Source organism: Streptomyces sp. NPDC058741, from assembly GCF_042746715.1.
Taxonomy (GTDB): domain Bacteria; phylum Actinomycetota; class Actinomycetes; order Streptomycetales; family Streptomycetaceae; genus Streptomyces.
This window is the reverse complement of sequence record NZ_JBHYQH010000033.1, coordinates 20,996-45,026: the sequence shown is the minus strand read 5'-3', so window position 1 is coordinate 45,026 and position 24,031 is coordinate 20,996. Positions and strand designations below refer to the sequence as shown.

Sequence of the window (24,031 nt, the reverse complement as noted above, 5' to 3'; positions counted from 1 at the left end):
CACCTATACTGATCGACCCGCATGACACATGTCACGGAACTGCTGAACAAGGTCTCGAGAAGGGCAAGTTGATGACCCTCATGGACAGGTTCACCGTGGCAGGGCGCCAGACCGACTGCCATGTCTTCGAAGGAGACGGGACCAGTCCGATCGCAGAGGAGAACGTGCGGGTGAAGTACGTGCCCGAGCGTGTGGAACTGCCTGACGAGGTGGCCGGGTGGCGGCGCGAGATCGAGGCGGAGGAGGCCCGCAAGGAGGCGGCTGGCGAGCCGTACCGCTGGAACAACCCGCGCTTCGCGGTGCGGCGCCTCGTCGTCTCCCGCACCCACACAGCCGAGGTCCCGGTCGCCACCCTCACCCTGTGCGACGCCGACTACTACGACTTCCTCGCCACGTCGATCAACCTGGGCCGCGAGCAGAGAAATGGCCTGACTTTGCGTCAGCAGTACCTGGAGGGCAAGGACCTCTTGGAGGTGCCGCCGTTCATGTTCTGCAGTTTCGGGGTCAACGTCGCTGTCGAGACTGGCAAGGACGGCAAGATGCTGTTCTCCCGCCGCAGCTCACGGGTGGCTGGTCCCAACACGTCCAAGTGGAACTCTTCCGCCAACGAGGGACTCGCCCGTAACCACGACCTCTCTCCCGGCGGGCGGGTCAGCCTGCACGCCGCCGCTCGCCGGGCGCTGCGCGAGGAACTGGCCGTACTGGAATCGGACGAGGTCGACCTCGAACTCCTGGGCTTCGGCTTCGACGTGTGCAACAACCAGTGGGCCGGCTTCTTCCGCGCGGTCCTCACCGATCTGTCCGAAGAGGACATGCGGGTGCGCTGGAGCCACGGGGTGGCCGACAAGTGGGAGCACGACGGCCACGCCTTCGTCGACGCAGGCCCCGAGTCGGTCCTCAGGTTCATCCTCGACGAGCCTGAGGAATCATGGACCCCCTGCGCGCCGGCGCTCTTCTACCTCGCCCTGGTCCGCGGCGCGGTCCGCGCCCGCGGCGGCGACCCCGACGCACGGTATGAGGTGGAGGCCATCGAGCGCAGAGTGCTGGCGGAACTCGACGAGGAGGACGACACCTTCTAGATGGCGCTGGCGTGCCCCGAGGCCTGGCTGAGGCCAAAGGGGCGATCGTGCCCGGATTCTCGGCGAGGAGCACCCAGAGACTCTGGCGAGGCAGGCAGACCTGGCTAGAGGCCCGGTCTCCGCTGAGGAATCGGAACCTCCTCTCCGATCGGGCACAGGGACCGGTGACACGACGCTCCCGACGACTGCGGAGAGGTGCCCGCTGCTGGCCTGGGGCTGCACGTCCACCACCAGCACGCCGACCTGGCGCCTGTTGTCCGCCCACTCGACGTCGAACGGTGAGGTCGAGTACTGCAAGTGCAGTTGCAACGCCGTCGTGATGCTGTGCCACGGTGAGGTGGCCGCGCTCACCGGTCTTCCGGACGCCGAACCCGACTCACGTGACGGCAGGGGGTGAGGGACATGAAGAGCGTGGGAATTCCCTGTTGCGGCGTCACCTCTGCCCAGACGCACAAGTGAAGAAGAGTCACATCGTCTCGCTCGGGCATCCTGTTGTGCGAGATATGCGGTCGCCGGCCTTTCGGGCGAGTTGACGAGAAACAGTCGTAGATGGGGGAGTTCTCGGCTGCCAGCGTCCCAGTGATCTCCTCTCCCGTGGGAGGTTGCGCGCCCGCGCGGGTGCAGGTGAGGGCGCCCGCGGTGACGCAGCGGCGCAGGACGGTTTCCAGTTCGGCAGGTGTGGCCGGGATGTGGACCGTGCCGTCAGGCTGGAGGAGGGTGTCGAGGAGACAGGCGTGGAGGGCGTCTCCGGCGCCGATGGTGTCGACGACGTGCGTCGGCGGTGCGGGGACCATGATCTGGTGCTCGGTGGTGAGGGCGGTTGTCCCCCGGGCGTCGCGGGTGATGACGGCCAGGCGGGGGCCGAGGTCGAGCAGGGCCTGTGCCGCGGCTTCGGGGGTGAGGTCGGGGTGGAGCCAGGCCAGGTCCTCGTCGCTGGCCTTGACGAGGTCGGCGGCGGCGACCAGCCGTTCGGCCCGGGTGCGGTAGGCGTCGCGGTCGGGCAGGACGGCGGGGCGGACGTTGAGGTCGACGGAAACGACGCGTCCCGTGTGGCTGCGGTGTGTGTGGCAGGTCTCGACGACGGCGGCGAGTGAGCCGGTGTGGAGCAGGGTGGTCTGGGGCGGGAGGGGATGTCGACGGGTTCCCAGGTGGCGAGGAAGTCGTAGTGGGCGCTGCCGGTGGCTTCGTCGAGGGAGGCGAGGGCGATGGTGGTGCGGCCCAAGGCGCTGGGCCGGCGGTGCACGTCGACGCCGGTGGAGTCCAGGTGCGCGCGGACCAGGTCGCCCGGCGGGTCGTCGCCCCAGCAGGTCATGAGGGGGGCCGGCTGGCCGAGGCGGTGCAGGCCGACGGCGACGTTGGCGGGGCTGCCGCCGGGGTGCGGGGTGATGCGGGTGCTGCCGGAGGGCCAGCCGAGGTCGACCAGGGTCTCGCCGGTGACGACCGTCGTCATGAGGCGCCTCCCTTCCGGCCCGGAGCGGAGGGTGCGGGCTCCTTGATCTGGAGCGGCTGGAGCTCCCATGCGTCGACGGTGTAGCCGAGAGTCGCGCCTGTGGTGGCGCGTGCCTCCAGGCGCCACGGGCGGTCGAGTCTGGGGTGGCAGCCCTGTTCGCCGACCGGGTAGAAGCGGATGGTGAGGGTCTCGCCGGTGGACAGGAAGATCTCAGCTACGGAGTGGTCGACGACGATACGCAGGTCCACCGACCCGCTGCCGGGGCAGGGGATCGTGTAGGTGCCGCCGCGGGCGCGCGGGTCAAGGGAAGCGTGGTCGCGGTCGACGGTCAGCTCCCCGGCATCGGCGTCGAGGCGGATGTCGAGGTACTCGGAGTGGTCGGGGGCGGTGACCAGGCGCAGGTCGGCTGTGCCGGTGACGTCCAGCCGGGCTGTGAGGTCGAAGCTGCGGCCCACCGTGCCCAGGTCCACCGGTTCGGCGGTGGAGGCGAGTCCCGCGGAGCGCAGGATCCGCTCCCCGCGCAGCGCGAGGAGTTCCTCGGCGGGCCGCTGATGCGTCCGCCCGTCTGCGGTCAGCGTGATCTCGCGGGGCAGGGTGAGTATGCCGGACCAGCCGTCGGCGTCCGACCACTCCTCCTCACGTGCCTCCCAGGACCAGCCCCACAGCAGCCAGCGCCCGCCGGGGGCGGGCAGCAGGGCAGGGGCGTAGAGGTCCGGGCCGTGGTCGAGGAGTTGGGGCGGGCCGGCGTCGAAAACGTTGTCTCGTTCCTCGCCGGCCAGGGCCAGGACGGCGCGTGGGCCGTCATGGTCGTCCCAGGCGGCGACGATGAGCGCCCCGCGCCCGGAGCCGTCGGCAGCGGGGAGGTACTGGGGACACTCCCAGCCCTCGCCGGTGAGCAGGCCCGCACTGGGCGGCCCGAACGGCTCGCTGGCGCCGGTGTGGAAGGGGCCTCGGTAGGTCCAGGTTTCCAGATCGGGCGAGTCGTAGAGGAGGACCGCGGCGCGGCCGTCGTCGAGGGAGGCGCCGACCAGCATCCGCCAGCCCTCCTCGACCTTCCAGACGTACGGGTCGCGGTACATGGTCGTGCCCTCGGGCGGGGTGGGGATGAGCAGGTCCCCGCGGGGGGCGAAGGTGCGGCCGTTGTCGAGGGAGGTGGCGGTGGTGACCGGCTGGTCCCAGCGGTCGCGTCGGTAGGCGGAGTAGAACGCGACGATGCGGTCGCCGTCGGAGATGGCGTTGCCGGAGAAGCAGCCGTCGGCGTCCGGGCCCCCGGGCGTGGGCGTCAGGGCGATCGGCAGGGGTTCCCAGCTGATCAGGTCGGTGCTGCGGAAGTGGCCCCAGTGCATGTTCGCGTGGCGGGTGCCGAACGGGTTGTACTGGTAGCAGACGTGGTACGTGCCGTCGTGGAAGACCAGCCCGTTGGGGTCGTTGATCCAGTTGGCCGGGGGGCGCAGGTGCGCGACGGGGCGGTGGGCGTCAAAGGGCGCGGTGGACACACGCCTGCCTTTCGGTTGGTGCGGAGAGCCTGGGGGAGTGGGGGAGGGCGGCTCAGCGGAAGGAGCCGGCCACGATCCCCTCGACGAAGTACCGCTGGGCGGCGAGAAAGATCAGCACGCTGGGGATGAGGGCGATGATCACGCCTGCGAGGACGATGGAGACGCTGCCGGTGCCGTTGGTGCCCTGCAGGCTCACCAGCCCCAGCGGGAGGGTGAACTTGTCCGTGGTCTGCAGGAAGATCAACGGGCGGAAGAACTCGTTCCAGTAGGCGGAGAAGGTGAGCACCGCCAGCGTGGCCATGGGGGCGCGGGCCATGGGGGCGTAGATACGGGCGAAGACCTGGAAGTGCGAGGCCCCGTCCACGCGGGCCGCCTCGCCGAGTTCGCGGGGCATCTGCAGGAAGTACTGCCGCATCAGGAAGGTGCCGAAGGCGCCGCCCACGGCGGGCAGGATCAACGCCATGCGAGTGTCGGTCAGACCCAGGTACTTGATGATCAGGAAGACCGGGATGATGGTCGTCTGGATCGGGACCATCATGGTGGCCAGGATGACCCAGAACAGGGCCTTGTTGCCGCGGAAGCGGACCATGGCGAAGGCGTAGCCGCTCATCGTCGAGGTGATGAGCTGGCCGGCCACGATGAGCCCGGTGACGATCGTGCTGTTGAGGAAGAACGTGGTCAGCGGAACCTGGTCGAAGACAGCCCTGTAGTTCGACCAGATCGGATCCGTGGGGAACCACTTCGGCGGCTGGTCGAAGCTCGTGGCCGGGGTGCGCAGCGATGTGGACAGCGCCCACACGAGCGGGGCGACGACCAGCACGGCCGCCACGATCAGCACGGTGAGGGACAGCAGCCGTCCAAGGCTGAGACGACGGCGGCGGCGCGGCGCGGGAACGGCCGGTGCGGGCTGCTTGTCGAGGATGGCACTCACGAGTAGAACACCCACTTCCGGCTCACCGTGAACTGCACGGCCGTGATGACGAGAAGGACGGCGAACAGCAGCACGGAGATGGCCGAGGCGTAGCCGAACCGCAGGTTCTGGAAGGCTGTCTGGTAGACGAGCAGCACGGTGGTGTACGTCGAGTCGCCCGGTCCGCCCTTGGTCATCACATAGGGCTGGTCGAACAGCTGCATCGTGTTGATCAGGCCCACGGTGGACGCGAACAGCACGGTGGGGCTGATCAGCGGGAGCTTGATCCGCCAGAACATCCGGGCCGGGGAGGCGCCGTCGATCTGCGCGGCCTCCAGGACGTCCTGAGGCACGGAGCCGAGGGCTGCGACGAACAGGATGAAGGTGAAGCCCAACTGCTGCCACACGGCGACGATCACGATGGTGGCCGTCGCGCCGCCGGTGGAGCTCAGCCAGGACACCTCGGGCAGACGCAGCAGGCCCAGGTAGTAGTTGACGACGCCGAACTGGTCGTTGAAGACGTACGACATCACGATCGAGATCGACGCCGCGGAGGCCAGCATCGGCAGAAAGAAGGCCGCCCGGAACAGGTTCTGCACGATCTTCGAGGCCCGCTGGGCGACCAGCAGCGCCAGCCCGAGGCCGAGGACGACCTGCAGGAAGACGATCATCACGGCGAGGCTGGAGGTCACCAGCAGGGAGTGCGTGACCGACGTGTCGCTGAGCAGTGCGTCGAAGTTGTCCAGGCCCACGAACTGGGGGCTGGAGATGGCGTCCCACTTGAACAGCGCGAGGACGAACGAGGCGAGGATCGGGCCGACGGTGAAGACGACGACCACGATCAGGGACAGCGACACCATCCCGTGGCCGAACAGGGTCTCGCGGCGGGCGCGCCGGGCCTGGGCGCGGCGCCGCACAACGGCAGCGTCGTCGTCTGGGTGCTGTGGGGGGCGGCCGGGCCGCGCGGCCGCCGGGGCGGTCGCGCGGCTGCGGCTTCGGACAGGGTGGGACATCAGTGGATCATCCCGTCTTCGCGGCGGTTTCGAGGTCGCTCTGCAGACCGTCGAGAGCCGCCTTCGCCTTGCCCGAGGACATCGCCTGCGTGGTGCGCTTGTTCAGCGCGATGGCCATCGCCTGGTAGTACGGCGGGGCCGGGATCGGGGCGGTCTCGGGGAACTTGGTGAGGGTGTCGTAGAAGACGTTCCAGTGCTTGGGGCCGGTGGTGGCGTACCGAGCGGCCGTCAGCATCGACGTGCGGGCCGGGGTGGTGACGTTGCCCGGGATCAGCAGGTCGATGTTCTTCGGCTGGATCAGGCTCTTCAGGAACTCCCAGGCGAGGTCCTTGTTCTTGGACGACTTCATGATGCCGTAGCCGCCGGAGCCGAACAGGTGGCGCTGCGACTGCCACTTGGGGAAGTACTGCACGTCGAAGGCGTCGTCCGCCATGCCTGCGTTGTGCAGGCCGCCCGCCCAGAAGCCGCCGCCGATGGCCATGCCGATCTTGTTGCTGGCGAACAGGCCCTGCAGGGTGCCGCCGCCGCCGACGTCCGGCTTCGGTGAGACGCCTTCCTTCTGGAGCTGGATCAGGTAGTCCAGAGACTCGACGACCGGGGCCGAGTTGGCGGTCGGGTCACCCCAGCGCCAGCCGCCCTTGCGGCCCGAGGCGGCCGGGTCGTTCGGGTAGAAGGTGTTCCACAGCCAGTCGCCGCCGTCCCACTTGCCCTCGGTCAGCAGGTTGCCGCCGTTGGCGTACATCCACGACGTCCACGAGCCCCACAGCCGCACGACCCAGTTGTAGCCGACCGTGTTGCCGCCCTTGGCGGAGATCTTCTTGGCGATGTCGTAGAAGTCGTCCCGGGTCCAGTCGTCGCCCGGACGCTCCACGCCGACGCTCTTGAACAGGGAGGTGTTGTAGAACATGTTGCCAGCGTTGAAGTCGGTCGGCAGCTCGTACAGGTGCCCCTGGTACATCATCGCCTCGACCAGCGCCGGGTGGACGTCGGCGAAGTACGGCTTGAGCTCGGCGGCGTCCCGCTTGACGTAGGTGTCCAGCTGCTCGGCCAGGCCCTTGGCCGCGAACAGCTGCAGGCCCTCGGTGGCCACGCAGGCGATGTCGGGGGCGTTGCCCGCCGAGATCTGGGTGAGCAGCTTGCTGAAGAAGTCGTTCCAGTCGGTGCCGGTGGTGCCGGTGAACTTCACCTTCACGCCCTTGTGCGCCGCCTCGAACGCCGCGGCCGACTTCTGCATCGTGTCCGCCGACGCCTGGTCGGTGAAGACCGCGACGTTCAGCGTCTTCGAGCCCGACGAGCTGGAGGAGGAGCCGGACGAGCATGCGGCCGCCAGCGAGCCCACCCCAGCCACCGCGACACTCGCGGCGCCCGCTCTGAGCAGAGAACGGCGGCTGAACTGAGTGTTGAAGTCCCCAGAGGACATACGTGTACCCTCACTGTGTTCCAAGTACAGACAGGGATGACGACCGATTGCAGCGGCCGCCTGTCTTTGTGCGAATGCTTCGCCGTCCCGGGTTCAGATCCGGGGCGGCGAAGTGACCGATGCCCGCGCCACCAGCGGGCAATGCAGCATCTCCTGAGTGACCGGGCCCGGTGGCGAGTCCGGCGTTCCGGTGAGCGCGAGCAGCTGTGCCACGGCCCGCGCCCCCATCTCGTAGTGCGGGAGCTGGACCGTGCTCAGCGCCGGATACAGCGTCTCCGAGACCAGCTCCTGATTGTCGAAGCCCACCACCGACACATCGCCGGGGATGGACAGGCCAAGTCCGGTAGCGGCCCGGTAGGCGCCGGCCGCCATTCGGTCGTTGAAACAGAACAGCCCCGTCGGCCGCTCGTCCAGGGTCAGCAGGCGCCGCGCCGCTCGGTAACCGGCATCCGCGTCCCCGGCCGGCGTGCCTATGCGCACTGCCTTCTCCGCGGCCACCAGGGCAGGGTCGTAGGCGATACCCGCCTCTTTGAGTGCCTTGCGGTAGCCCTCGATACGGCCGTGCAGGGCGGGGATGTCTGCGACACCCACCGTCATGCCGATCCTGCGGTGTCCGTGCTCGATCAGCTCGCGCACCGCCGTGTAACCGCCCTCGACCTCGTCGGGGACCACGAACGGGACCGCGGGGTCCTCGCAGCGGGCGTCCAGCAACACGGTCGGCGTCAAGCGCAGGCTCTCCGGCAGCTCCACGACCCGGTGGTACATCGCCGCGTACAGCACGCCGTCGACCTGGCGCTGCAGCAGCATCTCGATGCTGCGGCGCTCCAGCTCCGCATCGCCTCCGGTGTTCACCAACAGCAACACCATGCCCTGGGCCGCCGCGGCCTCCTGCGCACCGAGGATGATCCGGCCCGAGTTCGGTGTCGTGGCGATCTCGTCGCTGATGAACCCGATGGTCTGCGAACGCTGCGTCCGAAGCCCCCGCGCCAGGTTGTTCGGCTGGTACCCGAGTTGCTCGGCCGCCCGCCAGACACGCTGTCGGGTCTCCGCGCTGGCCCGCTTCCCCTCCACCCGGTTGAGGATGTACGACACGGTCGTGACGGACACACCCGCCGCCGCAGCCACGTCCTTGATCCCGATCCGGCGCGCCATAACCCCTGCCCAAAGTAGTTGATACCGGGTTGGCCAATCGTTTCACCAACAGCGTGCACTGAGAGTGCCTGTGACCGAAGCGTGTGTCAATGGCCCGTTGCGAACTCGTGGCCACGGCATGTCCTCATCCGGTTCCAACGCCGTCGCTCCCCGGATGGGACATGACAGCGCGGGACTGGCCGCCCTACACGACTGGAACCGTCCGAGTCTCTGCGAGTCCCGTCGCAGGGCCACGAACGCCGTACTTCGGCCAGCATCGGCCCGACCGGATGAACAGCGTCCCTCTGGCACATCTCCGCAGGTCCGCTCCGGTCCGGACGCCGGATCCCTCGGTAGGCGAGTTCGGCAACCGGAGCGGTGGCCGTCACGGTCTTCGCCGGGAGGCTGTCACCAGGCAGGCGGGACCAGGACCATTACTCAGGCGTGGGCCTGGGGCAGCCACGTGTCGGTATCGCGCCAGGCAGGATGCCGGCGTGGCCCGGCGACGGGCCTGCGGCGGAGCAGGTTCATGCGTCCTCGGGGGAGGCGGCGCTGTCTGCAGCCCGGGGTCCCGGAACAGCCGCCGCGGCGAGGTTGAGGCGAGCGTCCGTGTCCAGGTTCACGTCGCCGTAGGGCCGGACGTGCGACCAGAACAGCGGGGTCAGGCCGCGCCGGTCGGCACAGGTGAGCAGGCCGGCCCACTCCGGCTCGCCGAGGATGTCCTGGAGCATCAGGGTTCACGTACACCAGGGCCGATTGCAGGATGCGCAGGCACAGGACGAACATCTCCTGCTCGTCGCGCCGATTCGAGGCGATCTTCCCGCCCTTGCCGTGGGCGATCACGCTGCGCTGACAGGCTGCTGAGCGTCGGTCAGCGGGCGGTGCCGGACTCGCTGCTGACCGTGCCGCCCGGCGAGCGGGTCTCGAAGCTGGACCGGCTGCGAAGCGGTCCGGTACGGGTGTCGGGTCCGCAGATGAAGTGGTCGCTCCAGCGGGCGGAGGAGAGCGCCGCCCTCGGCACGGCGACGTGGACGTCTCGGCGATCCCGCCCCGGCGGCCGGCGGAGCTGTCCCACGACATCTGCCGTTGGAGTGTTCGGCATCTCACCCGCGACCACGGGCAGCCCTCCAGCGATCCGAACAGACGGATGACCATGTCACCGGGGAGGGTTCCCGCTCAACCTGACCATGCCGAGCGGCGGTGTCTACGCCGAGCTCCTACTGGACGGAGGCAAGGTCGAGTGCCGACTGGGCGACCTCGGTTTTCACGCACCGCTCCCGCCGACCGCCCCAGGCGCGCACACCGTGTCGACGTCCTCGCGCTTCCCGAATAGCCGGGCAACGGCTGCCACGGCCGTACACCCTTGCGGGTGCTCTGGGCGATGGTGCTTTGGGTGGTGCCGGGGCCGCCCATCGAGCGGCTGGTACCACCCTTGGAAGGATCAAGCAGTCGGCGGCCTTCAGGCAGTGCACCGTGCGCGGTCACCCGGTGGCACGTGTGTCCCTGCGTCGCCGACCCAGAGCGAGGCCTTCACCTGCCTGGAGCAGGTGGGCCTGCATTGCCTGTGCTGCCGCGTCCGGATCGCGTTCATTGATTCGGTCGAGGATCGCTGCGTGTGCCTCGATGATCGGTTCGATCCCCTTGCCTGACTCCTTCCATCCACGCCAGGCCTCGACGCGCAGTTGATGCAGGAGCGGTGTGATGGCGTCTATGGTGAGCAGGACCAGCTGATTGCCTGCAGCGCGTGCCACCTCCCGGTGGAACGCCTGGTCGGCTTCGTGCAGATCCTCCTCGCTCTCGACGGAGCGCAGCGCATCCAGCCGTTTCCGGATGGCTTCGATGTCCGACTCCGTCGCTCTGGCCGCCGCGAGCTTCGCGGAGCCGACCTCGGCGACCTCGCGGTAGTCCTGGATCTCTTCGAGCTGCATTCCAGTGATCGCGAAACGCAGACGCAACAGCCGCTCCAGCTGGCGGGGCCCAGGAAGGGTGATCACGGTCTCCCGCCCCTGACGGCGTTCCAGCAGGCCCTGGCCGGCCAACTCGGCAATCGCCTCCCGGATCACCGCTCGGGACACGGAAAGCTCCGCTGCGAGGTCGGCTGTCGCTGGGAGAACGTCCCCCTCGGACAGGCCCCGCTCCTCGATCAGGCCGATGAGCGCATCAACGGCCATCTCAGTCAGGGACTGCCGTTGGATCGGCTTAGGCACACGCCCTCCCACCTTCCGCGCAGGTCACCGGCCCCTGCGAGACATCCGGACGAATAGCATACATGTAGATATCAGCCTAGCTGAAGAGAGACCTTCGGGCGGATGAAGGGCATCATCTCTCCTCGCGCAGCCCATCGGGCAGTCGGCGGCCGTCCACCGCGCTGGCGTGCGCTCGCGCGCCGCCCGGCCTCGGCCGTACGTCGGCGACAAGCTTCGGTAAGCACTATTGACAGGGGTGACACGCGACTCCTACCTTCCCACTTATCCGCTAAGCGGCTAAACCGATAAGGAGACGCCAATGAGACACCGGATAGTGATCGCGCTGGCTGGCGCGCTCGCTTTGGCCGCAACCGCGACGGCGTGCAACGCCGCGTCCGGAGGGACTGGCGGTAGCGCGGGCGGTGAGTCGAAGCAGGCCGGCGGTGGTGCGAAGCCTGCGACCATCGGGCTCGTGCTCCCGCAGGGCGACAAGTACTTCCAGGGCATCCAGAGCGGGATCGAAGCCGCTGCCAAGAAGGACGGCAACCGCGTCGTCGTGGTGAACACGAACAATGACGCCGGTGCGGAGGCGAGCGGGGTCCAGAACCTGATCCAGCGCGGCGTCAGCGCGATCATCATGCAGCCGGCGACCTCGTCGGCCGGGTCGATCGCCACGATGAAGTCCATCGGCGCTGCCAAGATTCCTCTGATCTGCTTCGGCAACTGCACGGGGAAGGCGGCGAGCCCGGACGTGGTGAAGGGAGTGGTGCAGTCGGACAACACCGCACTTGGTACCGCAACCGGTCAGGAAGCCGCCAGGTACATCAAGGAGAAGCTGGGCGGCAAGGCGGTCGTCGGGATTCTCAACTGTGACTCCTTCGAAGTCTGCAAGCTGCGCAAGGCGGGATTCAAGAAGGCTCTGAAGGCAGCGGGCGTCCAGACGAAGTACGTGGCCGACCAGGAGGGCTTCCTCGCCGACAAGGCGACCCCCATTGCGACCAACATGCTCTCGGCGAACCCGTCAATCAACCTTCTGTGGGCCGCCAATGAGGGCGGCACCTTGGGTGAGATCGCTGCGGTGAAGAGCGGCGGCCGCGAGGTTCCCGTCTTCGGTACCGACATCAGCGACCAGCTCGCCACAGCCCTGCTGAGCAAGGACGCGATCCTCAAGGTGACCACGGGGCAGGACGCGAGTGCCACCGCGGCGAAGGCTTACGACTTCGCGATCCAGTCCGTCGCGGGCCGGACGAACGAGCCCTTCTCGGTGGGTATCCCCGGCATCGCCTACTCGGGGAGCAGGCCCGTCGTCGTCCGCGCGTACCTCGGCCAGTGATGGCGGCCACGACCTCTTGTGATGCCGCCCGCCGCGCATCTGCCGCCGGTTCGCGAAGACGAACTGAGGAGGAACCCGATGCCTGACAGGGAAACCGCACCTCCAGTACTCGAGGTGATGCATCTGGTCAAGTCGTACGGTCCGGTGCGGGCGTTGAACGACGTCAGCCTGCAGCTCAGGCGCGGTGAGATCCGTGCCCTCCTCGGGAAGAACGGCGCCGGCAAGTCGACCCTGGTCAAGCTCATCTCGGGCGCGGAGCAGCCGGACTCCGGCACCCTCCGCGCCGGGGGTAAGGAAGTCCGGTGGAGCGGCCCCGCGGCGGCGCAGGCGGGTGGCATCAGTGTGGTGCACCAAGAGCTGTCCCTCGTGCCCGGGCTGTCCGTGGCGGAGAACATCTGCCTGGGCAGATGGCCGCGGCGGGGCACGGGCAGCGCGTTCATCGACACCAAGGCCGTGGAGCGCGCTGCGCTCCGGGCACTCGAGCTGGTAGGGGAACCGATCCCACCGTGGCGGGAGGCCGGCCGGCTCAGCCTCGCGGAGCAGCAGCTGGTGGAGATCGCCAAGGCCATCGTCCACGAGCCCCGCATACTGATCCTCGACGAACCGACCAGCTCGCTGAATGCGCGTGAGGCGGATACCTTGCTCGCCCTGGTCCGGAGGCTCGCTGCCAAGGGCGTATCGATCATCTACGTATCGCACCGGATGCAGGAGATCCCGCGGATCGCGGATTCGATCACCGTATTGCGGGACGGTGCCGAGGTCGCGACCCTGCCGATCAAGGAGGCGTCGCCGACCAAGGTGGCAGAGCTCATCATGGGCGACGCACCCGTGAACCGAGAACCACTCGCCACTACACGCAGGCTCCGCTCGTCCCGGCCGGTGCTGAGTGTGAAAGGCCTCAGTAAGCCGCACCTGCTGGACGACGTGTCGTTCGACGTCTGCCCGGGCGAGATTGTCGGGATCGCCGGACTGCTCGGTTCCGGGCGCAGCGAGATTCTCGAAGCGATCTTCGGAGCCCGCCATGATGTGTCGGGCGAGGTCAGCGTCGCGGGCCGGAAGATCAAGAGGCGCAGTCCCAGTCGCATGCTCTCCCTGGGGCTGGGGATGACCTCCGAGGACCGCCGCAGCGCCGGGATCGTCCCGATGCTCAGTGTGTTCGAAAACATGCTGCTGTCGGCTCGGGGCCGCGTCCTGCCGAAGATCTGGCTGCGTTCAGGGCGGGAGCGGCGCATCGTGACGGACCTGTGCGAGTCATTGGGGGTGGCCACCTCCTCCCCCTGGAAGGCGATCGGCGATCTGTCGGGCGGGAACCAGCAGAAGGTGGTCATCGGCCGGCTCCTGGCGGCGGGGCTGAACGTTCTTCTGCTGGACGAACCGACGCGAGGTGTGGACCTCCACGCCAAGCAGCAGTTGTACCGGCTGATCCGCGCACTTGCCGAATCCGATGTCGCGGTCGTGTTCGTCTCGTCGGAACTCGAGGAGCTCACCGAAGTGTGCGATCGCGTCCTCGTACTGCGCGACGGCCGAATCGTTGACGAAGTACCGGGAGAGGACGCGACTCCGGACCACCTTCTTGCCCTCGCCATATCTGGAGAACAACAGTGAGCCCTGACGTTGCCCTCGCGGACGCGGAGACGCGCCGCGGTCCCCGCTCCCTTTCCTGGCATCGGATCGGCAGCTGGGACAATCTCGGTCTCCTGCTGGCGGCCGTCGCCATGTTCATCTGTTTCACCTTCACAGCCCCGCACTTCCTCGAGGTCTCGAACCTGCTGAACGTCCTTCAGCAGGCGGCCTTCTTCGGAATCATCGCCTACGCCATGACCCTGGTGATCGTGGCAGGTGAGATCGACATCTCGGTCGGCTCCCAGGCGGCCCTCTCCTCTGCCCTGCTCGGCGTGTTGGTAGCGCAGCACGGATGGCCGATGTGGCTCGCCTGTCTCGTGATCATCGTGCAGGCCGTGCTGGTGGGCGGCATCGCGGGCTGGATCAGAGCCCGGTTCCAGGTCCCCAGCTTCATCGTCACTTTGGCGCTCTACATGGCATTGCGTGGCCTGGCCATGCAGCTGACGAACGCGTATGCCATCCCGATCGACTCCGGCACGTTCTTCTACTCGGGCTCCGGGAAGATCTTCGGCGAGTTCCCCGTCGCGGCCCTCTACATGCTTCTGGTTTTCGCCGTGTTCACTCTGGTCGCCCGGTTCAGCGTCTTCGGCCGGTCGGTATACGCGGTCGGTGGGAACCCGAAGGCCGCGCAGTTGTCCGGCATCAAGGTGCGCCACGTCCGGATCGCCGTTCTCGCGCTGACCGGCTTCACCGCTGCGGTGACAGGTCTGCTCCAGTCGGCTCAGCTCTCATCCGGGACCCCCACTATTGCGGTCGGGCTCGAGTTCGACGCCATCGCGGCTGCGATCATCGGGGGGACCAGCCTGTCCGGGGGGCGCGGCACCGTCGTCGGGACGTTCATCGGGGTGCTGTTCGTCGCCATGCTGTCGAACGGCATGGTGCTGCTCGGCGTGGACCCGTATGCGCAGAACGTGGTGCGCGGGGCCGTGGTGCTGGGCGCTGTCCTCATCAACGTCCTGCGGGCCGAGCGATCGGCCAAGAAGAAGTAGCGATGTCGCGGGGCCGTCTGCGAAGGTCCGCCTCCGGCGCTGCCTCGATTGGCTCCCCCAGTGTCAGAAAACGGATCATTACGACCCCGGTCGCGCGTCCCGTTCACGGCGGAGAGAGGAAACGTGCCGTGATTCACCTCAGCGAGCTACTGGACCCGAGACTGCCGCAAGATCTCTGGAAACTGGTCAAGCAGTGCGGCGTTGACGACGTTGTCGCCCTCCTGGAGGGCGGTGAGCAGCAGCGGAGCTGGCCTCAGCCGCCTCAGCCGCCTGTCGCCGAGCCCTGGAGCAAGGAGAGCCTGAAGCGCGTCATCGACCTGTTCGCCCGACACGACATGCGCGTGATCGCCTTCGAGGACACCCCGCCGATGGACGGCGTCCGTCTGGGTCTGCCTGGAGGCGAGGAGCAGCTGGAGCGCATCCATGAGCAGATCCGCGCGATGGGGGAACTGGGTGTGGGTGTGCTCTGCTACAACTGGATGGCGCTCAGCGGCTGGGCTCGCACCGATGTGAGCGTCCCCGACCGCGGAGGGGCTCTTGTCACCGGGTTCCGGCTCGCGGACGCCGAGCAGGAACCGCCACTCGTCGCACCTGGCCAGGTCACGGCCGAGCAGTTGTGGGACGGCCTGCACGCCTTCCTGGACGCGACGCTCCCCGTGGCGGAGGAGGCGGGCGTCAAGCTCTCGCTGCACCCGGACGATCCGCCGCTGCCGTCCGTGCGCGGCATCCCCCGGATCATCAACTCGCTGAACAGCTACCGCAGGATCCTGACGGAGCACCCGTCGCCGTCGAACTGCATCACCTTCTGCCAGGGCAACTTCCGGCTGATGACCTCGGATCTGCCGAACACCATAAGGGAGTTCCTGCCGCACATCGCGTTCGTTCACCTGCGCGACGTGCGGGGCTCGGCCGAGGACTTCAGCGAGACGTTCCATGACGCGGGGCCCACCGACCTGGCCGAGTGCATGCGCATCTACCTCGAAGGCGGCTTCGACGGTCCCATGCGGCCTGACCACGTCCCGGCTATGCACGGCGAGTCCAATGAGCGCCCCGGCTACGCCACGCTCGGCCGGCTGTTCGCCCTGGGTTACCTCCGGGGGCTGCAGCACGGCGTCGGCGGCAGGCATTGACACCACAGGAACGGACACGGATCCCGCCCGATCGGCCGCCGACGCGGATGCGCGCGGACTGCCATGACCACGACTGCGAGGACTCTTCCATGAGCCAGACCCCATCGACCGAGCGCCTCACATCTGGCCCGGACCATGACGCCGGACCGGATCCGCTGGTGGAAGCGGTGCGGACCCGCCTGACCACGCCGGTCGTCGGGGACATCCTGGACCAGCTGGGACACCGCCACCAGTTCCTGCCTCCGCAGATCCGGGGCCTGACCCCGGACACCGTCGTCGCCGGGCGCGCGATGCCTGTGCTCATCGCCGACTGCTTCGGCGCGCAGAGCAAGCCCTTCGGCCTGCTCACCGAGGCGCTGGACGACCTGCGCCCCGGCGAGGTCTACCTGGCACGCGGCTCGGTGACCCCGTGCTCGGCCTGGGGCGAGATCCTCACCGCCACGGCACGCACCCGGGGCGCCGTCGGGGCGGTGATCGACGGCTTCCATCGCGACACCCCCAAGGTCCTGTCCCAGAACTGGCCGGTGTTCAGCCGCGGGGCCTACGCCCAGGACGCCGCAGTACGCACCCGGGTGGTCGACTACCGGGTGCCCGTCGAGATCGGCGCGGTCACCGTGCGCCCCGGCGACCTGGTCTTCGGCGACATCGACGGCGTGGTCGTCGTCCCGCGGGAGGTCGAGGCAGAAGTCGTCGAGCGCGCGCTGCAGAAGCTCTCCGTCGAGAACGTCGTCCGCAGCGCCATCGAATCCGGCATGACCGCCACCGCCGCCTTCGCCGAACACGGAGTCCTGTAACCCATGAGAGGCCCGGAGATGACCCCGACGCCCGGCCGGCTTGAAGGCAAGGTCGCCCTTGTGTACGGCGGCACGCGCGGCATCGGCGCGGCGACCGTGTGGCGCCTGTGCCAGGACGGTGCCAAGGTCGCCTTCGCGGGAGTGGACCAGGACGAGGCGCGGAACCTCGAGCAGACCTTGCGCGCTCGGGGCTTTGAGGCATGGGGCAGCGCCGTGGACGTCCGCAGCTCCCGCCGGATCGCCGAGTTCACCGCCGAAGCCGCCGACAGACTCGGGCGCCCGAAAGCCATGGTGTACTCCGCGGGCATCCAGCGTTACGGCACCGCAGTGACGACCAGCGAACAGGACTGGGACGAAGTGTTCGACGTCAACCTCAAGGGCGCCTTCCTGGCCGCGCACTCGGTCCTTCCGCACATGCTGGACGGCGGCCGGGGATCCATTGTCCTGGTGTCCTCGGCCCAGGCCACCGCCACGCAGAAGAACGTCGCAGCTTACACCGCGAGCAAGGCCGGGATCCTCGGCCTGATGCGCAGCCTGGCCGTCGATTTCGTGCGCGACGGCGTCCGGACGAACGCCGTCCTGCCGGCAGCCGTGGACACCCCGATGCTCCGCGCGTCCGCGGCTCAGGTCGCCGGCAGCGCCGAGCAGGCCGACCGGGTGGTCCGCGAGTGGGGCGAGATGCACCCGCCCGGGCGCGTCGCCCTGGCTGGCGAGGTTGCCGACGTCATCGCCTTCCTCATCGGCGACCAGGCATCGTACGTCAACGGTCTGGAGATGCGGGTCGACGGCGGACTGCTCGCCGCGCTGCCGCTCGTGGCCCCGGGCGAGGCGGACTCGTGACACGGACAAGGCCCGCCGTTCGCATTCTGCAGGCGATCCGCGAATCGGTCGTGCTGCCGGTGCTGCGGGAACCGGACCAGGAATCGCTGGTCGCCTACGCCACCGAGCTGCTGACCACACTGTTCGACGTCGCCGAGCTGACGACCACGACACCGGGCTGGCAGGGCGCCCTGACCCAGCTCCGCCGCGACCACCCCGACGCCGTCCTCGGCATGGGCACCGTCCTGGACGAGCAGGCCGCGCGGGAAGCACTCGACCTCGGGGCCGACTTCCTCGTCACCCCCTGCCGGGTACCCACCCTGGACACCGTGGTACCCGCCGACGTACTGCTGATCCAGGGCGGTATGACTCCCAGCGAGATCGCCCCCTCACGGGCGCGCGGCGTGGCCAAAGTGTTCCCCGCCCACCTCGTCGGCCCGTCCTATCTGGGCACGCTGCGCGCGGTCTTCCCTGGCCTGACGTTCATCCCGACCGGGGGCGTCTGCCTGCGCCAGGCCCCGGCCTGGCTCGACGCCGGGGCGGCAGCCGTCGGCATCGGCGGCGGCCTGCGGTCCGACCTCACCGACCCGGAGGGCGCGGCGCTCCTACGTACCCTGCGATCCGAGGTGGCGCCGTGACGTCGGTGGCCGTCATCGGGGAATGCATGCTCGAATACCTGGCCGACGAGCCGGACCGAGTGCTGACCGCGGCCGGTGACACCTATAACACCGCCGTGTACCTGGCCCGTACCACTGATCCGAGCCAGGTGGTCATCAGCTATGTGACCGCCCTCGGCGACGATGACGGCAGCGGCGCCATCCTGCACAGCCTTCGCGCCGAAGGCATCCAGGACGCCTTGGTGGTCCGGCTGCCCGACCGGAACTGCGGCACCTACCACGTGCACACCGACGCGACCGGCGAGCGGAGCTTCACCTACGACCGTTCGCAGTCGGCAGCGACCGAGATCTTCGGCGACCTCTTCCCGACCGCGATCGACGAACAACTCGGCTCCTTCGACGTGATCTACCTCAGCGGCATTACCCTCCACATCATGAGCGCGACAGCCCGATCGCGGCTCGTCGCGTGCCTGACCCGTGCCCGTGCGCACGGCGCCACCATCGTGTTCGACAGCAACTACCGTGCCTCGGCCTGGCCATCTCCGGGCGTCGCACGAGACACGTTCGCGCAAGTCCTCGACATCACCGACATCGCCTTGCCCTCCTTCGCCGACGAAGCGGCGCTGCACGGCGACCAGGATCCGACCTCGTGTGCTCGCCGGCTGGCGGCCGCCGGAGTCCGGGAGATCGTGGTCAAGGACGGCAGCCGTCCGGCCTGTCTGACCAGGGACGGCACCAGCGAGGTCATCGCTGCTGACAGGCCTTCCGCCGTCGTGGACACGACCGCGGCCGGCGACTCCTTCAACGCAGCCTTCCTGGCCGCGCGGCTCGCCGGGCTCGCACCGGCACAAGCGGTCAGGGCCGGACACCGTCTGGCCGCCCTGGTCGTCCGGCACCGCGGAGCCATCGTCCCGGAAGACGTCCTCCGGCGCCGCGCGGCCATCGGCTCCCTGAAAGACCCCGAGACATCCGAGACCTCACGGAGCACCTCATGATCGAACCGCACCAGATCGGGGGGACGCTGCTCGCGGACATCGGCCGTGACGTCGCCGAAGGATCCGTCGCCATCTGGCCGCTCGGACAGTCGGGCCTCGCACTGCGCTTTTCCGGCCGCAGAACCGTCTACATCGACCTGTACCTGTCCCAGCACTGCGAGGCCGTCCTGCCGCGGCCCTTCGACCACCGGCGTTTGAGCCGCGCGCCCCTGGACCCCGCGGAGATCGACAACGCGAACGTCGTCGTGTGCTCGCACGACCACCCGGACCACCTCGACGTACCCACCCTGCGCAGCCTGCGGGACAGCTCGCCGCACGCGACGGTCGTGGCGCCGTCGGCGGCCCGCACGACCCTGCTCGACCTCGGCTGGACCGACGACCGGCTCCAACTCACCAGGCACGGTGACACCGTCCACATCGCAGGGCTGAGCATCACAGCCTTCGCCGTGCCGCACGACGACTACGACGAGGACCCCGAGCTCGGACACCCCTATCAAGGCTACGCCGTATCAGACGGCGCAATCAGCGTCGCCCACGTGGGAGACGCCCGCGCCGACAACCGCGTTGTTGCCGAACTCGCCCGCCTCGCACCGGATCTGCTGTGCCTGCCGATCAACGGCCGTGACGAGCACCGCGCCGCCCTCGGCTTCGCCGGCAACATGAACGCCGCTGAGGCCGTCGAACTCGCGGCCACGGTGGGAGCTCGCCGCGTGATGCCGATGCACTACGACATGTTCGCCCAGAACGTCGACCCGAATGCGCTGGAAGACTTCACGGCGCAAGTGAAGAAGCACCCGGCGCTGGAGATGGTCCGACCCGCCATCGGCCAGGTAGCGGTCATCACGCGCGCAGGGAGCTGACGAATCCATGACACCCTCTCTGTGGCTGCGCAGCGACCGGCTGGCCATCGAGGTCCGCCCTGGCAAAGGCGCCGACATCACCTCCATCACCGAGCGCCGCAGCGGTATCGACATCCTCTTCCAGTCGCCGTGGGGACGTCGGGAACTGGCCGAGACACCGCACACCGGCAACAGCAAGGTCGACTGGCTGGCCCGTTACGGCGGCGGCTGGCAGCAACTCGTGCCCAACGCCGGCGATGAACGCGTCATCGGCGGCGTGACGCGCGGATTCCACGGAGAGGCCGCAGTGGTGGCATGGTCGGTCGAGCGCGCCGACGAAACCTCCGCGCGGCTGACCACTGACCTGGTCACGGCTCCGCTGCGTCTCACCCGCACGGTGTGGCTCGACGGAGCGGCGCTGCACGTCCGCGACACGATCCTCAACACCTCCGACGAAGCGGTGCCGGTGATGTGGGTGCAGCACCCCGGCTTCGGGGCACCGTTCATCGACGAGCGCTGCACCATCGCCACCGGCGCCCGCACCGTTCTCACCGACGCGCAGGCACCCGGCAACGCCCTGCCTCCCGACGTGCGCGCACCATTCCCACTCGTCCCGCGCGCCGACGGCGCCGGCGAGGTGGACCTGCGCCAGGTCCCAGGACCGGACAGCGGCCGCAGCGTGTTCGGATGCCTCACCGACTTCGACGCCGGATGGTTCACCATCGACAGCCCGACCGCCGGGTTCGGGATCCGGGTCGACTGGGACGCCGACGTGCTGCCGCACGCCTGGCTGTGGCAGGAATGCCATGCCAGCGAGGGCTTTCCGTGGTACCGGCTCGCCTACGTCGTCGCCATCGAGCCGGCCAACGTGCTGCCCGGCGACCCCTCCCCGGCCGAGCCGGCACGCGGCGACGCCCCCCTGTTGCCCGGAGGATCAACGTGCACCCACAACATGATGCTGAGCGTCCAAGAGCTGTCTGGACGAGGGGAGCGGGGAGCCTTTCTGCCGTGACAGGACTCGCGCCGGTCGTGGCCCCGGTACGCCTGGACGCTGTTGGGCAATCCGGGGTCGTGATCACTTCGCCCCGCCGACTTGTTCGGCGGGGCGAAGCGCTGAGAAGTGGCTGGTGCGGGTGCATGCCCGGGGCGTGCCGGTGAGGTGGGCGTCGATGCGGGCGAGGTGAGTCGCGGCGCCGGCGAGCCGGGGTGGGAGGCTGGTCTTCAGAAAAGGCGTGTGCTCACGTGGTTGGCTGATTGACGACGCCGAGCACTGCGCCGGCGGCGCGGCCCGCACGGGGTTCGGCCCCGGCCCCGAGGCTCACCTCCGGAAAACACCGACGACGGATACGGCCGGTGTCCGCGAACCGGTGGGTGCGGCAGCCGGGGTCCCGCGGTCAGCCCGTGCCGAGCAGATGCGTGTTGGCCGCCTTCGCGTCCACGGCGAGTTCGGGCAGCTCCACCACCGTCACCCCGGCCGCCCGGAGTCGCTCGACGCCCACGCAGTCGTCCACGAACAGTGAGGGTTCGCGCCAGGCGATCACGACCCGCGGGAGACCGGAGGTGAGCACGAGCTGAGCGCACGGATGCGGGCGCGACCGGCGCTGGGAGCAGGGTTCCAGGGTGGTGTAGATCGTCGCCGTCCGCAGCCTCGGATCAGCGGCCGGCAGCTTCGCGAGCGCTGACTCCTCCGCATGGACGTGCGGATCGCCCTCGCGACTGTATCCGTGGGACAGTTCGGTGCCGTCGGCACCGACGATCACCGCGCCGACGGAGTACGCGCCCTCGGAAGGAGGGCACTTCCCGGCCAGTTCGATCGCCTTGCGCATCCAATGGAGGTCACGCTCACGGGTGGGGCCGGCCGCCTGGACCCGTTCCTTCGGCGCGTAGCGGAGCAGCACGACATCGCCGGTCGCCCTCGTCTCCAGCAGCCGCATCCGCGCGGTGGGGCCGCCGGGGTAGTCGGCCGGGCCGAGGAATCTCGGTGCCCCCGGCTGTCCCACGAGCAGCGGGGCGACGGCCAGGTGCAGCTCGTCGGCCAGGTCCTGTGCCATCAACTGGGTGTGCACGGTGCCCCCGCCCTCCACGACGAGCCGCTCGACGTGCCGGCGGCCGAGTTCGTCGAGGACCCGGCCCCAGTCGAGCTCGGCGCCGGTGCTCACCACGTCGGCCAGTCCGTCCAGATCCGTCCGGACCCTCTCGAGCGCGGAGTCGACGGTGAGGACGAGCTTCTTGTCCCCGTACCGCCAGAACCTGAGGCCGGGGTCGAGCCGGCCGGAAGCCGTGACGGTGACCTTCAGCGGATGCGCGGGCAGGCCGCGTGCCAGGCGGGCGGCTCGGCGTTCCTCGCTGTTCACCAGGAGACGTGGATTGTCGCGGCGCAGGGTCGTGGCGCCGACCAGGATCGCGTCGGCGCCCGCCCGCACTTCGTCCACACGGTCGAAGTCCTCAGCGTTGGACAGCAGCAGTCGCTGGTCGGTGGAGTCGTCCAGATAGCCGTCGACGCTGCTCGCGGCGGACAGCACGACGTACGGGCGGCTGGTCATCGGATCATCCGTTCTGTTCTGTGCGGATTCACGCTGGAGCCCGGTCCGCCGCGGCGTACGGGCGGTGTCCGGGTACGGCCGGGTACGGCCGGGGATCCCGGGCTCTGAGAAGGTAACAAGCTTGCACCATAGGGGAGTTGGTGAGACGGTCTGCGTCGCCCTGATGGCTGGAACCCAGGGCTAGCCTGTGCGGATGACCTCGACAACGAATCCGTATCCGGACGCTGGACCCGTGACGCCGACGCACGTCCTGTCGGGCGGCAGCGGGTGGGCCTCCCCGCCGGAGAGCGCGGAGCCCCGTACGACCCTGCTGATGCTGCGTCACGGCGAGACCGCCCTGACTCCGGAGAAGCGCTTCTCCGGGAGCGGCGGCACCGACCCCGAGCTGTCCGACGTGGGGCGGTGGCAAGCGGACCGCGCCGCCGGGGCCACGCTCCTGGCGGGCGCCGGCGTCGAGGCGGTGGTCTGCTCCCCGCTGCGGCGCTGCCGTGAGACCGCCGCGGTCGTCGCCCGCCGGCTCGGCCTGGACCCGGTGGTCGAGGACGGACTCCGGGAGGCCGACTTCGGAGACTGGGAAGGGCTGACCTACGACGAGGTGCGGTCCCGCTTCCCCGAGGACCTGGCGGCGTGGCACGCGTCGACCGGGACGGCGCCCACCGGGAGCACGGAGAGTTTCGCCGATGTGGCACGGCGGATGGCCGGGGTCAGGGACGACCTGATCTCCCGGTACCGGGGCCGGACGATCCTGGTCGTCAGCCACGTCACGCCGATCAAGGTGCTGATACAGCTGGCGCTCGGAGCACCCGGCGCATCGCTGTTCGCCATGGAGCTGGCCCCGGCGTCCTTCTCGGGTCTCTCGTGCGTCGGAGTGAAGGCATCCCTGCGTGTTTTCAACGACACGTCGCATCTGCGCTGAAAGCGCCGCTACGGGAAGTCGGTGTCCGGGCGGGCCGCGGTCTGTCGCCGTGCTCCGCCGGTGCTCGCGTGAAGCCGTGCGAACGCCTCCGACCCGGGGTGTTCCGGGTCCGCGGGTCCGGCCTGCCGGGCCGGCCGAACAGAGGCCGGGACAAGATCTGTTGACGCGGGCAAACCTCCGTGCAAGGCTCCTGGGAGCGCTCCCGAGTCGCAGGCTGCGGGGAGCGCGTGTTCTGTGTCCGTATCGAAGCCCATGCATTGACGTAGCGTCACTTTGTTTGTCGACGGGGGAGTCGAACGCTGTCATGGCTGCACCAGAACATCATGATCATCTCAGCACCGTGGGTTTCCGTACGCGTCGGACACGGGGACACCTTTCCCTGGCCGGCTTTTCCCTCGGCCCCCTGACGGCCGTTGTCGGCAGAGTGACGCCACGCCTCAGAGGCGCGTCCGCCTGCTGTCTTTGACCCTCACCATCACGCGTCGGTACCGGCCCGGCCCGCACCGGACCTGTGGGAAGTCCTGGTGAGCACTGGTGTGCGCACCGATCCAGGCCGGCCGATGACGCGGTTCGCCTCCAGGCCGTGCACGCCCGTGGCATCGGCGCATGCCCAGCACGGCCACCCATGCCGTCCCGCGGTCACCTTCGCTTCCACGCGGTGACCGCCGGGACGGGCCGGTCGCGGTGCCGCTGCCGCCCGTCCGGCATGAACTCACTCACGCACGAGATGCACACAACGCTGTTCTGT

Annotated in this window: 20 protein-coding genes and 3 pseudogenes; 13 read left to right on the top strand and 10 right to left on the bottom strand. The window is 68.9% G+C overall.

Going from position 1 to position 24,031, the window contains the following annotated elements:
- Positions 1-80: 80 nt before the first annotated feature.
- A complete protein-coding gene (locus tag ACFW6P_RS23655; protein ID WP_386357339.1) occupies positions 81-1,079 on the top strand; it encodes a translation initiation factor 2 in 999 nt (332 codons plus the stop codon).
- Positions 1,080-1,426: 347 nt separating this feature from the next.
- Here the strand turns inward: ACFW6P_RS23655 and ACFW6P_RS23650 are convergent, their stop codons facing one another.
- The 8 genes and pseudogenes from ACFW6P_RS23650 to ACFW6P_RS23615 all read right to left on the bottom strand — a co-directional run bounded on the left by ACFW6P_RS23650 (position 1,427) and on the right by ACFW6P_RS23615 (position 9,230).
- Complete coding sequence (locus ACFW6P_RS23650) at positions 1,427-2,188, bottom strand: PfkB family carbohydrate kinase (RefSeq protein WP_386424685.1); 762 nt, start codon at positions 2,186-2,188, stop codon at positions 1,427-1,429.
- Between the two features lie 131 nt (positions 2,189-2,319).
- Positions 2,320-2,529, bottom strand: a pseudogene (locus tag ACFW6P_RS23645) (PfkB family carbohydrate kinase); the annotation flags it as partial.
- Positions 2,526-4,025, bottom strand: coding sequence for a glycoside hydrolase family 32 protein (locus tag ACFW6P_RS23640; protein ID WP_386424671.1), 1,500 nt, complete (start codon positions 4,023-4,025; stop codon positions 2,526-2,528). The pseudogene ACFW6P_RS23645 and the gene ACFW6P_RS23640, both read right to left, overlap by 4 nt.
- A gap of 52 nt (positions 4,026-4,077) precedes the next feature.
- Positions 4,078-4,956 carry a carbohydrate ABC transporter permease gene (locus ACFW6P_RS23635; RefSeq protein WP_386357333.1) on the bottom strand — a complete coding sequence of 293 codons (879 nt, stop codon included), beginning with the start codon at positions 4,954-4,956 and terminating at the stop codon, positions 4,078-4,080.
- A complete protein-coding gene (locus ACFW6P_RS23630; protein WP_386424669.1) occupies positions 4,953-5,852 on the bottom strand; it encodes a carbohydrate ABC transporter permease in 900 nt (299 codons plus the stop codon). Before ACFW6P_RS23630 ends, ACFW6P_RS23635 begins: the two co-directional genes overlap by 4 nt.
- A gap of 103 nt (positions 5,853-5,955) precedes the next feature.
- Positions 5,956-7,368, bottom strand: coding sequence for an ABC transporter substrate-binding protein (locus ACFW6P_RS23625; protein ID WP_386424666.1), 1,413 nt, complete (start codon positions 7,366-7,368; stop codon positions 5,956-5,958).
- A gap of 93 nt (positions 7,369-7,461) precedes the next feature.
- Positions 7,462-8,520 (bottom strand): LacI family DNA-binding transcriptional regulator, encoded by a 1,059-nt coding sequence (locus tag ACFW6P_RS23620; protein WP_386424663.1) that lies wholly within the window; start codon positions 8,518-8,520, stop codon positions 7,462-7,464.
- A 506-nt stretch (positions 8,521-9,026) separates the two neighbouring features.
- On the bottom strand, positions 9,027-9,230 hold the full coding sequence (locus ACFW6P_RS23615; RefSeq protein WP_386424688.1) for a hypothetical protein: 204 nt from the start codon (positions 9,228-9,230) through the stop codon (positions 9,027-9,029).
- Positions 9,231-9,356: 126 nt separating this feature from the next.
- Here ACFW6P_RS23615 and ACFW6P_RS23610 point away from each other — a divergent pair.
- Positions 9,357-9,571: pseudogene (locus ACFW6P_RS23610) on the top strand (hypothetical protein); the annotation flags it as partial.
- 409 nt (positions 9,572-9,980) lie between these two features.
- On the opposite strand, the gene ACFW6P_RS23605 reads toward ACFW6P_RS23610, so the two are convergent.
- Positions 9,981-10,706 (bottom strand): FadR/GntR family transcriptional regulator, encoded by a 726-nt coding sequence (locus ACFW6P_RS23605; protein WP_386424661.1) that lies wholly within the window; start codon positions 10,704-10,706, stop codon positions 9,981-9,983.
- Between the two features lie 313 nt (positions 10,707-11,019).
- Between ACFW6P_RS23605 and ACFW6P_RS23600 the strand changes: the two genes are divergently transcribed.
- From ACFW6P_RS23600 to ACFW6P_RS23555, 10 genes are all read left to right on the top strand, one after another.
- Positions 11,020-12,018, top strand: coding sequence for a substrate-binding domain-containing protein (locus tag ACFW6P_RS23600; protein ID WP_386424659.1), 999 nt, complete (start codon positions 11,020-11,022; stop codon positions 12,016-12,018).
- A 78-nt stretch (positions 12,019-12,096) separates the two neighbouring features.
- Positions 12,097-13,623: a sugar ABC transporter ATP-binding protein gene (locus tag ACFW6P_RS23595; protein ID WP_386357313.1), complete on the top strand. Its 1,527-nt coding sequence runs from the start codon at positions 12,097-12,099 to the stop codon at positions 13,621-13,623.
- On the top strand, positions 13,620-14,630 hold the full coding sequence (locus ACFW6P_RS23590) for an ABC transporter permease (RefSeq protein ID WP_386357310.1): 1,011 nt from the start codon (positions 13,620-13,622) through the stop codon (positions 14,628-14,630). Before ACFW6P_RS23595 ends, ACFW6P_RS23590 begins: the two co-directional genes overlap by 4 nt.
- A 128-nt stretch (positions 14,631-14,758) precedes the next feature.
- Positions 14,759-15,760, top strand: a complete 1,002-nt coding sequence (locus tag ACFW6P_RS23585; RefSeq protein ID WP_386357308.1) for a mannonate dehydratase — start codon at positions 14,759-14,761, stop codon at positions 15,758-15,760.
- Between the two features lie 89 nt (positions 15,761-15,849).
- The gene (locus tag ACFW6P_RS23580; protein WP_386357305.1) at positions 15,850-16,554 is read left to right on the top strand and encodes an RraA family protein; all 705 of its coding nucleotides are present in this window, start codon (positions 15,850-15,852) and stop codon (positions 16,552-16,554) included.
- Between the two features lie 3 nt (positions 16,555-16,557).
- Positions 16,558-17,394, top strand: a complete 837-nt coding sequence (locus ACFW6P_RS23575) for an SDR family NAD(P)-dependent oxidoreductase (RefSeq protein ID WP_386357303.1) — start codon at positions 16,558-16,560, stop codon at positions 17,392-17,394.
- On the top strand, positions 17,391-18,011 hold the full coding sequence (locus ACFW6P_RS23570; protein WP_386424656.1) for a bifunctional 4-hydroxy-2-oxoglutarate aldolase/2-dehydro-3-deoxy-phosphogluconate aldolase: 621 nt from the start codon (positions 17,391-17,393) through the stop codon (positions 18,009-18,011). The genes ACFW6P_RS23575 and ACFW6P_RS23570 overlap by 4 nt, the downstream gene beginning before the upstream one ends.
- Complete coding sequence (locus ACFW6P_RS23565) at positions 18,008-18,985, top strand: sugar kinase (RefSeq protein WP_386424653.1); 978 nt, start codon at positions 18,008-18,010, stop codon at positions 18,983-18,985. The genes ACFW6P_RS23570 and ACFW6P_RS23565 overlap by 4 nt, the downstream gene beginning before the upstream one ends.
- Complete coding sequence (locus ACFW6P_RS23560) at positions 18,982-19,845, top strand: MBL fold metallo-hydrolase (protein ID WP_386357294.1); 864 nt, start codon at positions 18,982-18,984, stop codon at positions 19,843-19,845. Before ACFW6P_RS23565 ends, ACFW6P_RS23560 begins: the two co-directional genes overlap by 4 nt.
- 7 nt (positions 19,846-19,852) lie before the next feature.
- Positions 19,853-20,836, top strand: a complete 984-nt coding sequence (locus ACFW6P_RS23555) for an aldose 1-epimerase (protein ID WP_386357291.1) — start codon at positions 19,853-19,855, stop codon at positions 20,834-20,836.
- A gap of 382 nt (positions 20,837-21,218) precedes the next feature.
- On the opposite strand, the gene ACFW6P_RS23550 is transcribed toward ACFW6P_RS23555, so the two are convergent.
- On the bottom strand, positions 21,219-22,367 hold the full coding sequence (locus ACFW6P_RS23550; protein WP_386357288.1) for a dihydrofolate reductase family protein: 1,149 nt from the start codon (positions 22,365-22,367) through the stop codon (positions 21,219-21,221).
- Between the two features lie 217 nt (positions 22,368-22,584).
- Between ACFW6P_RS23550 and ACFW6P_RS23545 the strand changes: the two are divergent.
- A pseudogene (locus tag ACFW6P_RS23545) lies at positions 22,585-23,283 on the top strand (histidine phosphatase family protein); the annotation flags it as partial.
- Between the last annotated feature and the right edge of the window lie 748 nt (positions 23,284-24,031).